Genomic DNA, 12,522 nt, shown 5'->3' with positions numbered 1-12,522 from the left:
GTCCATCGGTTTTTGGGGGTGCTTCGCACCCCAGCGCGGGCAAGCCCGCTCGCCACACCGTGCCGGGTGGGGCCTGATGACCGGCAAGCTACAATACCGGATAAGTCGCAGTCCGGTAGACGCTGCGCCACCAAGCTCCCGACAGCAGAAACGAAAAAGCCCCGACTAGTCGGGGCTTTTTCTATTGCGGTGTCGCTTAGGCTTGAACGACCGGGATCTTCGCGTTAGCCGCAGCGTCGCGGAACTCGGCGATCTGGTCGAAGCTCAGGTAGCGATAGATGTCGGCAGCCATGCTGTCGATGTTCTTCGCGTACTCCATGTATTCCTCGACAGTCGGCAGCTTGCCGAGAATCGAAGAGACTGCCGCCAGCTCGGCCGAAGCCAGGTAGACGTTGGTGGAGTCACCCAGGCGGTTCGGGAAGTTGCGGGTCGAAGTGGACACCACGGTCGAACCGGTCTGTACGCGTGCCTGGTTACCCATGCACAGCGAGCAACCTGGCATTTCCATGCGCGCACCGGCCTTGCCGTAGATGCCGTAGTAGCCTTCTTCGGTCAGTTGGTGTGCGTCCATCTTGGTTGGCGGAGCCAGCCACAGACGGGTCGGGATGCCGCCCTTGACCTTGTCCAGCAGCTTGCCGGCAGCGCGGAAGTGACCGATGTTGGTCATGCACGAACCGATGAACACTTCGTCGATCTTGTCACCGGCAACGGTGGACAGCAGACGGGCGTCGTCCGGGTCGTTCGGCGCGCAGAGCACAGGCTCCTTGACGTCGGCCAGGTCGATCTCGATGACTGCGGCGTACTCGGCGTCCTTGTCTGCTTCCAGCAGGTCCGGCTTGGCCAGCCAGGCTTCCATCGCCTGGGCACGACGCTCCATGGTACGGGCATCGCCGTAGCCTTCGCCGATCATCCAGCGCAGCAGGGTGATGTTCGACTTCAGGTATTCGGCGATCGCTTCTTCCGGCAGCTTGATGGTGCAACCGGCAGCGGAACGCTCGGCCGAGGCGTCGGACAGCTCGAAGGCTTGCTCGACGGTCAGTTCGTTCAGGCCTTCGATCTCCAGGATGCGGCCGGAGAAGATGTTCTTTTTGCCTTTCTTCTCTACGGTCAGCAGGCCCTGCTGGATCGCGTAGTAAGGGATGGCGTGAACCAGGTCGCGCAGGGTGATGCCAGGCTGCAGCTTGCCCTTGAAGCGAACCAGTACCGACTCGGGCATGTCCAGCGGCATGACACCGGTGGCCGCAGCGAAGGCGACCAGGCCGGAACCGGCCGGGAAGGAGATACCGATCGGGAAACGGGTGTGGGAGTCGCCACCGGTGCCGACGGTGTCCGGCAGCAGCATGCGGTTCAGCCAGCTGTGGATGATGCCGTCGCCTGGACGCAGGGACACGCCGCCACGGGTCATGATGAAGTCGGGCAGGGTGTGGTGGGTCTTGACGTCGATCGGCTTCGGATAAGCCGCGGTGTGGCAGAAGGACTGCATCACCAGGTCGGCGGAGAAGCCCAGGCACGCCAGGTCCTTCAGTTCGTCACGGGTCATCGGACCGGTGGTGTCCTGGGAGCCGACGGTGGTCATCTTCGGTTCGCAGTAGGTGCCAGGACGGATGCCCTCGACGCCGCATGCCTTGCCGACCATCTTCTGCGCCAGGGTGAAACCCTTGGTGCTGGCAGCCGGAGCGTCAGGTGTCTTGAACAGGTCTGATGGTGCCAGGCCCAGCTCGGTACGAGCCTTGCCGGTCAGGCCGCGGCCGACGATCAGCGGGATACGGCCGCCGGCGCGGACTTCGTCCAGCAGCACTTCGGTTTTCAGTTCGAAGTTGGTGACCAGCTCGTCGCTGCCGTGGCGGCGTACTTCGCCCTTGAACGGATAGACGTCGATGACGTCACCCATCGCCAGGTTGGTGCAGTCGAATTCGATCGGCAGGGCGCCGGCGTCTTCCATGGTGTTGTAGAAGATCGGGGCGATCTTGGTGCCGAAGCAGAAACCACCGGCGCGCTTGTTTGGAACGTACGGGATGTCGTCGCCGAAGAACCACAGCACCGAGTTGGTGGCGGATTTACGCGAGGAACCGGTACCGACCACGTCACCGACGTAGGCAACCGGGAAGCCCTTGGCCTTGACCGCTTCGATCTGTGTCAGTGGGCCGACCGAACCTGGCTGGGAAGGCTCGATACCGTCACGGGCCATTTTCAGCATGGCCAGGGCGTGCAGCGGGATGTCAGGGCGCGACCAGGCGTCCGGGGCAGGGGACAGGTCGTCGGTGTTGGTTTCGCCAGGGACCTTGAACACGGTCAGGGTGTACTTTTCGGCGATGGCTGGACGGGCGGTGAACCACTCGCCGGCGGCCCAGGACTCCAGGACGGCCTTGGCGTGGGTATTGCCAGCCTTGGCTTTCTCGGCCACGTCGTGGAAAGCGTCGAACATCAGCAGGGTGTACTTGAGTTGCTCGGCGGCAACCGGCGCCAGTTCGGCGTCATCGAGCAGGGCTACCAGGGTCTCGATGTTGTAGCCGCCCTGCATGGTGCCGAGCAGTTCGGTGGCGCGCTTGCGGTCGATCAGCGGGGACTGGGCTTCGCCCTTGGCCACGGCAGAGAGGAAACCGGCCTTGACGTAGGCGGCTTCGTCCACCCCTGGCGGAACACGGTTGGTGATCAAGTCAACGAGGAAAGCTTCTTCGCCAGCCGGGGGATTCTTCAGCAGCTCGACCAGGCCTGCGGTTTGTTCGGCGTTAAGCGGCTGGGGCACGATACCCAGGGCTGCGCGCTCTTCGATATGTTTGCGGTAGGCTTCAAGCACAGTTATTACCCTCATCAGTGGTCCCAAATGGGTGTCCGGGACGCTCATCCAGAAATGCACGGTACTCATGCGCTGCGGGGCTTTTTGGGCCGCTTAGCCAGAGTTTCCGCGATTTCCAACAGAAGCTGTTTTCAAAGTTTTACGCCTTCGGAACGGAGCAGATGAGGGTCGGCGCGAGAACTTCCGGGCGGAAATTCCCGAGCCAACGTCGTTCTTCAGGGTGAGGGTGGGGAACCACCCGGTGGATGAAGCGTCCTGGGACTGGCTTCACCCTAAACTGTGCTCGTGACGCTTTGAAAACAGCTTCCAACGGACATTGGCGCCTAAAAAGGCAGAACAATTCTACGGCATATTCTGAAGAAAGGTAAGGTAAGCCCTACAGGTTCGGGGGTGACCCTTCTTAGACAAAGGGCTAACATGCGGGCCTGTTTTGCTTCTGCGCGTTTCTCCTGCCCATGCCCAATCAGACTATCAAGACCCCCTGCGTCGGCCTCTGCTCCACTGTTTACGGTGATCTGGTGTGTCGTGGCTGCAAGCGCTTCCACCATGAAGTGATCCACTGGAACGGCTACGACGAGGAACAGAAGCGTGCGGTGTGGTTGCGCCTGGAGCAGCTGCTGGTGCAGGTCATGGTGGCCAAGCTGGAGGTGTTCGACCCGGTGAAACTGCACCAGCAACTGGAGAGCCGCAAGATCCGCTTCGTGCCCCATCAGTCGGAATATTGCTGGGCTTATCAATTGATTGCGCGTGGCGCGCGGGTGATCAACCAGTTGGATGCCTATGGCATGGTGCTGCTGCCGGAGTTTCGCGACTGGGCGCTACCGGAGCTGCGCGATGCCATTGATCGGGAATTTTTCCTCTTGTCCGAAGCACACTACGAGCGCTACATCGCCCCGGGCTTTCTCAAGGAAGCGTTGGGTAGCTGAGATGGTTGTCACCTGTGCCGGCCTCTTCGCGCCGAACCGCTGCGAAGAGGCCCTCAAATGCCCTGCGAGCCTCAGCCCCTGGCCAGTTCCTCCAGGTGGTCGGTGATCTCCTGGGTCTTGAGTACCAGCACATCGCTTTCCAGTGAATCCAGCACCACCTCGGCGGTATTGCCGATCAATGCTCCGGAAATCCCGGTACGCGCTACCGTGCCGATCACCGTGACGACTGCGTCCAGTTTGTGCGCCATGTGCGGGATCAGCACATCCGCCGGTCCTTCGGCGATATGCAGGTGTTCGTCATCGACATCGAACTCTGCCTGGAACGCCCGGCACTGCTCGCGATAACGCGCCTCGATGGTTTCCCGCAGTTGGTACACCGGATCAGCAGCCGAGAGCATCGGCGAGGGGTGGGCGCTGATCACGTGCAGTCGGCCCTTGGCCAGGCTGGCAATGTCATAGCCATGGTCGACAATACTTGCATGCAGGTGTCGGTGGCCCTCGTCCGAGTTGCCGACGTCCACGGCGGCGAGAATCACCCCGCCGGCCCAAGGTGTTTCGGTCTTGACCATCAGCACCGCGCAGGGGCAGAAGCGCAGCAGTTTCCAGTCCGATGGCGTCAGCAGGGCCTTTTTCAGTGGGCTGTCTGGACGGTGTTGCTTGATTACCAGGCCGCAGCCCTCGGCCTGTTGCACGCCGATGATCGTGTCGTGCAGGGTCTTGTCCCACGCCTGTTCCGCCGTGGCACTGTAGCCGTCGTCGTGCAGCTGGCTCTTGAGCAGTGAGAGCAGGGCGCTATGGTCGTGCCGGGGGTCGCACATCAGCAGGTGCAAGTGTGCATCCGTGACCTTGGCAATCAATTTGGCCCGATTGAGCGCCAGGCTGTGGGCGTGATCGGGGTCGAGTATCACCAGAATGCTGCGGATGGTTTGCATGGTCAGCTTGCTCCCAGAGGTCCGAAGTCGGCATGACCTAACTATAGTTGCCCTGCGTTCGCCCTGAACTTGATGCATATCAAGGCAGATGGCTGGTGGTCCGCCGCTGGACCCGTATAATCGGCGCCCTTGAGTTGCCCGACCCCTTTGTGAGCCCCATGTTGCCGATTCTTTCGTTGTTCGACCCCATTCGCTGCGCATTGCCGGGAGCGTCCCTGTGAACCTGCCGGAAATTCACGAGTTTCTCGGCTGCCGCACGCCGGATGCCTGGGTGCAGGCAGCGCTGGCCGACCAGGAAACCCTGTTGATCGACCACAAGAACTGCGAGTTCAAGGCCGCGAGCACGGCCCTGAGCCTGATCGCCAAGTATCACTCCCATGTCGACCTGATCAACATGATGTCGCGCCTGGCGCGGGAGGAGTTGGTGCATCACGAGCAGGTGATGCGCCTGATGAAGCGCCGTCGCATCGATTTGCGTCAACTTTCCGCCGGCCGTTACGCGTCGGGCTTGCGCAAGGTGGTGCGTAACCATGAGCCGGTAAAGTTGGTGGATACGCTGGTGGTCGGGGCGTTCATCGAGGCTCGCAGTTGCGAGCGCTTCGAAGCCCTGGTGCCGCATCTGGACGAAGAACTGGGCAAGTTCTACTTCGGCCTGCTCAAGAGCGAGGCGCGGCACTTTCAGGGTTATCTGAAATTGGCCTACCAATATGGCGACGCCGCGGACATCGCCAAGGTCATCGACAGGGTTCGGGCGGCCGAACAGGAGCTGATCGAATCACCGGACGTCGAGTTCCGGTTCCACAGCGGCGTCCCGGCCGCTTAACCGCGCATCAGTTTTTCCAGCGCAGCATCGGCCAGGAACGACGAGCGGCTCTTGATCCGGTGGTCGCGTACGTAGCGGTCGATGCGCTGGATCACGAAACCGGGAAGGGTGACATTGACCTTCTCGGTCTTGCCCAGGTAGGGCGAGATATCGATTTCCAGCATGCCCCAGCCCATTTCGGCGAAGTCGGGGTTCTGCCTGTGGGCAAGCACTGGCGATGGCATCGGCACCAGTTCGCCGCCAGCGGCAATTTCCTCGAGCCGGATATGGGCGATCTCGATAGCCGCGTCATGGGCTTGCTCGAAGGTATCGCCGGCGGTCACGGCACCCGGGATGTCCGGAATCTGGATGCTGATGGCGGTGTGTTCATCACCCCATTCAATAGCAATGGGATATTGCATGATCTCCTCCTGGGGGAGCCGGTTCAAGCCGAGCCCGCCCGTGTCCTTGTGGTCACACATGATTCCCTGATCGATCCTGTCCAGGAAGCCTAGCCTCTCTCCCATCAGATAGCGCTGTTAAAGGTGTGTCTAGAGTTATCTATCGAAAAGTGCTGCCCCTCGTCTCCCGACAGTTGAGATGAAGGGCGGGATGGTCGTTCAGCTCGCTTTCATCTAAGCCGGTTGCTGTCTATTTCCATACGCTACTGGCTCATACCTTCCATCGGCTCTTTGAAAAGCTTGCTAACAATTTCTTTGACATTAACTGCCTAGGCAGTAATATCCATACCATTCTCTGCCTAGGCAGCTTTCTGGTGACCCTATGAAGCATTTCCTTCCGGAAGACTTTCACAACTGCCATCTCGGCCTACTGCTGGGGCGTGCGGCGTTGCTCAAGGACCGGATCATCGATACCCACATGGTGCCTTATGGCATTACCGCGGCGCAGTTCAAGGTGCTGATCATCATGGCCCAGTTTGGCGTCGACTCGCCGGCCGAGCTGTGCCGCCACCTGTCGCTCGATAGCGGTTCGATGACGCGGATGCTCGACCGCCTGGAACAGAAGGATCTGCTGGTGCGCCAGCGCTCGGAGGGTGATCGGCGCCAGGTGCGCCTGGTGCTGACCGGGCAGGGCCAGGCCCTTGCCGATCGCCTGCCGGAAATTGGTGCCGACGCCATGAACGAATTGGCTGGCGCGATCACCCGTGACGAGCTGCAAACCCTGGAAGACATTCTCAAGAAGATTTTGCTGGCAGCCGGGGACTCGATCACCCTGCTGCGGGTAGGTGAAAAAAATGAACGGTAAAACCTTGCGCAGCGGTTTCAGTCTGGTGTTCCTGGCGATGGCCCTGGTGGGCTGTGCCAGCTACCAGGGGCTGACGACCTCTGGAGTGAGCCTCGATGCGAAGGACCTCAAAACCGAGCAGTCGCTCAAGGGGATCGATCTGTCGACGGCGGCCTGGCCGTCGAGCGACTGGTGGAAAAGCCTCGGTGACTTGCAGCTCGATGGGCTGATCCAGGAAGCCTTGCGTGACAGTCCCGACATGCAGGTCGCCAGTGCGCGGACCCACCAGGCTACCGCCGCGGCCTATGCCGCCGACGCCGCGCGCATGCCGACTCTCGACGCCAGCGGCGGCGTGACTCGCTCCCGCCTGCCCAGGGACCAGGACCCGAAGGGGCAGGGTGGGGCCTACGACACGGTGCGCAAGCTGGGCCTGGACTTCAACTACACCTTCGACCTCTGGGGTGGCCAGCGTGATGCCTGGGAGGCCGCTCTCGGCCAGGCGCGGGCCGCCGAAGTCGACCAGCAGGCGGCACGCCTGACCCTGGCCGGCGATGTGGCGCGGGCCTATAGCAACCTGGGCGAGGCCTATATCGTCCATGACCTGGCCAACGATGATCTCAAGCGCACCCGGCAGATGCTCGAATTGGGCCAGCGCCGCCTGGGCGCAGGGATCGACAGCCATTACCAGTACCAGCAGACCGAAAGCCTGGCCGCCAGCTCCGAAGAGCAGGTGATCGATGCGCGCAAGAAACTGCAGAGCGCCAAGGTCGCGCTGGCGGTACTCCTGGGCAAGGGGCCGGACCGGGGGAATGAACTGGCCCGGCCGAAAATCCTCCAGCCCGCAGTCGTCGCGCTGCCATCGAGCCTGCCGGCCGAGCTGCTGGGCCGGCGTCCCGACCTGGTGGCTGCACGCTGGCGGGTCGAGGCCGCGAGCAAGGATATCGCCGCCGGCAAGACGCGTTTCTACCCGAACCTCAACCTGAGTGCCGCTGCCGGGACCGAGTCCCTGTTGGGCGACGCGCTGTTCGGTTCGGCCAGCCGTTTCTTCAGTGTCGGGCCGACCGTTTCGCTGCCGATTTTCGACGGCGGCCGCCTGCGTGCCGGGCTCGATGCCAAGGACGCCGATTACGACTTGGCGGTGGCGCAGTACAACAAGAGCCTGGTCAAGGCACTGGGGGATGTCAGTGACACGATCCAGCAATTGCGCGAGATCGGCCGGCAGATCGCCGTGCAGCAGCACGCCGCAGATATCGCCCAGCAGTCCTACGACACGGTGGTCCAGCGCTATGGCGCGGGTATCGGCAACTACCTGGACGTGCTGACCATCGAGCAGACCCTGTTGCAGGCCCAGCGCCAATTGGCGGAACTGAATGCCCAGCAGATCGATCTTTCCATTCAGTTGATGCAGGCCCTTGGCGGTGGATTCCACGCCGAGAACGTCGCCTTGGGCAGCCAAGGCCCGGCCGCACAGACTCACTAATTCAAGGTAATTGTCATGGCTACCCCTGCCCAAGAAAATTCGGTTGAAAACAATCCTGGTGCTGCCAATTCCGGCAAACGCAAGGTCATGCTGCTCGTGCTCGCCCTGGTGGTCGTGGTCGGTGGCCTGGCAGTCTGGGGTTGGCACGAACTCTACGGTCGCTGGAGCGAGAGCACCGACGACGCCTACGTCAACGGCAACGTCGTGGAAATCACGCCTCTGGTGACCGGTACGGTGGTTAGCATCGGCGCCGATGACGGTGACCTGGTGCATGAGGGCCAGGTGCTGGTGAACTTCGACCCGAGCGATGCCGAAATCGGCCTGCAGAGCGCCGAGGCCAACCTGGCCAAGACCGTGCGTCAGGTCCGTGGCCTGTACAGCAACGTCGATGGCATGAAGGCCCAGGTTGCGGCGCAGAAAGCGGCGGTGCAGAAAGCCCAGGAAAACTTCACCCGCCGCAAGAATCTTGCGGCCAGCGGCGCCATCTCCCAGGAGGAGCTGTCCCACGCCCGTGACGACCTGACCTCGGCCCAGAGCGCCCTGAGCAACGCTCAGCAGCAGCTCAACAGTAGTAATGCGCTGGTCGACGACACGGTGGTCTCCAACCATCCGGATGTGAAAGCCGCTGCTGCCCAGTTGCGCCAGGCTTACCTGGCTCATGCTCGCAGCACCCTGGTCGCCCCTGTGACCGGTTATGTGGCCAAGCGCACCGTGCAGCTGGGCCAGCGTGTGCAGCCGGGTGCTGCGCTGATGGCGGTGATCCCGCTCGACCAGCTGTGGATCGACGCCAACTTCAAGGAAACCCAGTTGCGCCAGATGCGTATCGGCCAGGCGGTGGACATCGAGTCTGACCTGTACGGCAGCGACGTGAAGTACAGCGGCACCATCGACAGCCTCGGTGCCGGTACCGGCAGCGCCTTTGCCCTGCTGCCAGCGCAGAACGCCACCGGCAACTGGATCAAGATCGTCCAGCGGGTGCCGGTGCGCGTGCACATCAATGCCGAGGACCTGGTCAAGCATCCGCTGCGGGTCGGGCTGTCGACCCAGGTCGAGGTCGACCTGCATGACCAGAGCGGCCCGGTACTGGCCCAGCAGCCGCCACAGAAAGCCTCGTTCACCACCAGCGTCTACCAGCAGCAACTGGCCGATGCCGATGCGGTGATCACTCGCCTGATTCACGAAAACAGTGCAACGCCGACCAAGACGGCGCAGCGCTGAGTCGCCAATCCCCCGCTGCGACCCTGGTCGTCGCAGCGCCTGCCTAGTTCCAAAGGATTCGCGATGAGTTCGAACGCGTCATTTACCCCGCCGAGCCTGTTGCTCAGCACCATCGGCCTGTCGCTGGCGACCTTCATGCAGGTGCTCGACACCACCATCGCCAACGTTGCACTGCCGACCATCTCCGGCAACCTCGGGGTGAGTTCGGAACAGGGTACCTGGGTCATTACCTCCTTCGCCGTGAGCAATGCCATTGCCTTGCCGTTGACCGGCTGGTTGAGCCGGCGCTTCGGTGAGGTAAAACTGTTCATCTGGGCCACGCTGCTGTTCGTGCTGGCCTCGTTTCTCTGCGGTATTTCCACCTCGATGCCTGAGCTGGTGGGCTTCCGGGTGCTCCAGGGCCTGGTGGCCGGGCCGCTGTATCCGATGACCCAGACGCTACTGATCGCCGTGTATCCGCCGGCGCGACGAGGCATGGCCCTGGCGTTGCTGGCGATGGTCACGGTGGTCGCGCCGATTGCCGGGCCGATCCTCGGGGGCTGGATCACCGACAGCTACAGCTGGCCGTGGATCTTCTTCATCAACGTGCCGATCGGCATTTTCGCCGCTGCCGTGGTGCGCCAGCAGCTCAAGGCCCGGCCAGTGGTGATCAGTCGGCAGCCGATGGACTATATCGGCCTGCTGACCCTGATCATCGGGGTGGGTGCGTTGCAGGTGATCCTCGACAAGGGCAACGACCTGGACTGGTTCGAATCGAATTTCATCATCATCGGTGCAGTGATTTCGGCAATCGCCCTGGCGGTGTTCGTCATCTGGGAAATGACCGATGAGCATCCGGTGGTGAACCTGCGATTGTTTGCCTATCGCAACTTCCGCATCGGTACCATCGTGCTGGTGCTCGGTTATGCCGGGTTCTTCGGGATCAACCTGATCCTGCCGCAGTGGCTGCAGACCCAGATGGGCTATACCGCGACCTGGGCGGGCCTGGCGGTGGCGCCGATCGGTATCCTGCCGGTGCTGATGTCGCCCTTCGTCGGCAAGTACGCCAACCGGGTCGACCTGCGCCTGCTGGCGGGCCTGGCGTTCCTGGCGATCGGCCTGAGCTGCTTCATGCGCGCCGGGTTCACCAATGAGGTGGACTTCGAGCATGTGGCGCTGGTGCAACTGTTCATGGGGATCGGTGTGGCGCTGTTCTTCATGCCTACCCTGAGCATCCTGATGTCGGACCTGCCGCCGCAGCAGATCGCCGACGGCGCGGGCCTGGCGACCTTCCTGCGTACGCTGGGCGGTAGTTTCGCTGCCTCGTTGACCACCTGGATCTGGATTCGCCGGGCGGACCAGCATCACGCCTACCTGAGCGAGAGCATCACCCCGTTCGATCCGGCGACGCGCGAGGCGCTGAACAATCTCGGTGGGGCGGGGAGCCAGGCCTACAGCCAGCTGGACCAGATCCTCAGCAGTCAGGCGTACATGCTGTCGACCGTGGACTATTTCACGCTGCTGGGCTGGGGGTTCATGGGGTTGATGCTGTTGGTGTGGCTGGCCAAGCCGCCGTTTGCGGCGAAAGCCGGGCCGGCGTCAGCGGGGCATTGATCCGAGTCAAGCCCATTCGCGGGCAAGCCCGGCTCCTACAGAGCTGCGTCGTTCTTACACACGGTAGAACCCTGTAGGAGCCGGGCTTGCCCGCGAAGCTTTTAATGGAGCAGGGGCAGCGCCGGCGGAGGCGGAAACTCGAATTCGCCCAGCTGGAATCCCTGTTCATCCACCTGCAACGCCCAACCCTGGCGATCCCAGTCGCCCAGCACGATACGCTTCGCCGCCTGGCTGCCCAGTTGCAGCTTGTGGATCGCCGGCCTGTGGGTATGGCCGTGGATCAGGGTGCGCACGCCGTATTGCTGCATGATCCGCGGGATTTCTTCCGGGGTCACGTCAACGATGTCGTTGGCCTTCATCCGGGTTTGCGCCCGACTTTCGCTGCGCAGCTTGCGCGCCAGTTTGTGCCGGGTACTCAACGGCAGGTGCCGCAGGACGAACAAGGTGATGGGGTTGCGCAGATAGCGACGCAGGCGCATGTAGGCCTCGTCGCGAGTGCACAGGCTGTCGCCGTGCATCAACAGCACCGGTTCGCCATTCATCTGCACCACGCTCGGGTCTTTCAACAGCGTGGCTCCGGCGGCCTTGCAGAAGGCCTTGCCGAGCAGGAAGTCGCGGTTGCCGTGCATCAGGAAAATCGGGGTGCCACCATCACTGACCTCACGCAGCGCCGTGCAGATCGAGCGCTGGAACGGGGTCATGGCGTCGTCGCCAATCCAGGCCTCGAAGAAGTCGCCCAGGATGTACAACGCTTGTGCCGAACGGGCTCGCCCGGCGAGGAAATCCAGAAACGCCCGGGTGATATCCGGGCGCTCCTCTTCCAGATGCAAGTCTGAAATCAGCAGTATCACTCAATGATCTCGGCTTTCTCGATGATCACGTCTTCTGCCGGTACGTCCTGGTGGCCTGCCTTCATGGTGGTGGCAACGCCCTTGATGCTGTCGACCACTTCGGTGCCGGCGATGACTTTGCCGAATACCGCGTAGCCCCAGCCCTGTACGGTCTTGGCGCTGTGGTTGAGGAAGCTGTTGTCGGTGACGTTGATGAAGAACTGCGCCGAAGCCGAATGCGGCTCCATGGTACGGGCCATGGCGATGCTGTACTTCTCGTTCGGCAGGCCGTTATCCGCTTCGTTCTGGATGCTTGGGCGCTTGTCTTTCTTTTCCTTCATGCCTGGCTCGAAACCGCCGCCCTGGATCATGAAGTTGCCGATGACGCGGTGGAACACGGTGTTGCTGTAGTGGCCGGCCTTGACGTATTCAGTGAAGTTGGCAACGGTCAGCGGGGCTTTCTCGGCGTTCAGCTCGAGAACGATTTCGCCGTGGTTGGTAGTCAGTTTGACTTGAGTCATGGTAGCTATCGCTCTGTTCAGGGAATTCGTGGAACTGCGGCTGGCCCTTGCAACGGGCGGCGCCACAACCTGGGCGGGGAGTTTAACGTGCTTGCCGGGCATTTCGAGGGTTTTTATACCGCCGGTATTAAAAGCAGCGGTTTTCCGGCTGGCCCTGTCAGGGGCTTGACAGGTTCGG

11 protein-coding genes are annotated in these 12,522 nt (G+C 62.1%); 6 read left to right on the top strand and 5 right to left on the bottom strand.

Annotated features, from left to right (window positions below):
* Positions 1-196: 196 nt before the first annotated feature.
* Positions 197-2,797, bottom strand: a complete 2,601-nt coding sequence (acnB, locus tag AC6I6U_RS26175; RefSeq protein WP_497883106.1) for a bifunctional aconitate hydratase 2/2-methylisocitrate dehydratase — start codon at positions 2,795-2,797, stop codon at positions 197-199.
* 455 nt (positions 2,798-3,252) lie between these two features.
* Here acnB and AC6I6U_RS26170 point away from each other — a divergent pair, with 455 nt between their 5' ends.
* Entirely contained in the window at positions 3,253-3,723 is a 471-nt protein-coding gene (locus AC6I6U_RS26170) for a DUF1289 domain-containing protein (RefSeq protein WP_497878887.1), read from the top strand.
* 71 nt (positions 3,724-3,794) lie between these two features.
* Here AC6I6U_RS26170 and uspL read toward each other — a convergent pair whose 3' ends face one another.
* Entirely contained in the window at positions 3,795-4,655 is an 861-nt protein-coding gene (uspL, locus tag AC6I6U_RS26165; RefSeq protein ID WP_497878886.1) for a universal stress protein UspL, read from the bottom strand.
* Positions 4,656-4,872: 217 nt separating this feature from the next.
* On the opposite strand from uspL, the gene AC6I6U_RS26160 reads away from it, so the two are divergent.
* A complete protein-coding gene (locus AC6I6U_RS26160; protein ID WP_497878885.1) occupies positions 4,873-5,478 on the top strand; it encodes a MiaE family protein in 606 nt (201 codons plus the stop codon).
* Here AC6I6U_RS26160 and AC6I6U_RS26155 read toward each other — a convergent pair.
* Positions 5,475-5,879, bottom strand: a complete 405-nt coding sequence (locus AC6I6U_RS26155; protein ID WP_497878884.1) for a type II toxin-antitoxin system HicB family antitoxin — start codon at positions 5,877-5,879, stop codon at positions 5,475-5,477. The genes AC6I6U_RS26160 and AC6I6U_RS26155 overlap by 4 nt on opposite strands.
* Before the next feature lie 361 nt (positions 5,880-6,240).
* Between AC6I6U_RS26155 and AC6I6U_RS26150 the strand changes: the two genes are divergently transcribed.
* From AC6I6U_RS26150 to AC6I6U_RS26135, 4 genes are all read left to right on the top strand, one after another.
* Positions 6,241-6,723, top strand: a complete 483-nt coding sequence (locus tag AC6I6U_RS26150; protein ID WP_497878883.1) for a MarR family winged helix-turn-helix transcriptional regulator — start codon at positions 6,241-6,243, stop codon at positions 6,721-6,723.
* A complete protein-coding gene (locus AC6I6U_RS26145; RefSeq protein ID WP_497878882.1) occupies positions 6,713-8,182 on the top strand; it encodes an efflux transporter outer membrane subunit in 1,470 nt (489 codons plus the stop codon). The genes AC6I6U_RS26150 and AC6I6U_RS26145 overlap by 11 nt, the downstream gene beginning before the upstream one ends.
* A gap of 15 nt (positions 8,183-8,197) precedes the next feature.
* Entirely contained in the window at positions 8,198-9,400 is a 1,203-nt protein-coding gene (locus tag AC6I6U_RS26140; RefSeq protein WP_497878881.1) for an HlyD family secretion protein, read from the top strand.
* Between the two features lie 63 nt (positions 9,401-9,463).
* The gene (locus AC6I6U_RS26135; RefSeq protein WP_497878880.1) at positions 9,464-10,993 is read left to right on the top strand and encodes a DHA2 family efflux MFS transporter permease subunit; all 1,530 of its coding nucleotides are present in this window, start codon (positions 9,464-9,466) and stop codon (positions 10,991-10,993) included.
* A 101-nt stretch (positions 10,994-11,094) separates the two neighbouring features.
* Here the strand turns inward: AC6I6U_RS26135 and lpxH are convergent, their stop codons facing one another.
* Positions 11,095-11,844 (bottom strand): UDP-2,3-diacylglucosamine diphosphatase, encoded by a 750-nt coding sequence (gene lpxH / locus AC6I6U_RS26130; RefSeq protein WP_497878879.1) that lies wholly within the window; start codon positions 11,842-11,844, stop codon positions 11,095-11,097.
* Positions 11,841-12,344 carry a peptidylprolyl isomerase gene (locus tag AC6I6U_RS26125; RefSeq protein ID WP_497878878.1) on the bottom strand — a complete coding sequence of 168 codons (504 nt, stop codon included), beginning with the start codon at positions 12,342-12,344 and terminating at the stop codon, positions 11,841-11,843. Before AC6I6U_RS26125 ends, lpxH begins: the two co-directional genes overlap by 4 nt.
* Positions 12,345-12,522 lie beyond the last annotated feature (178 nt).

The organism is Pseudomonas sp. UTLPPB19802 (assembly GCF_059730225.1).
This window is presented reverse-complemented; position numbering and strand designations above follow the sequence as displayed.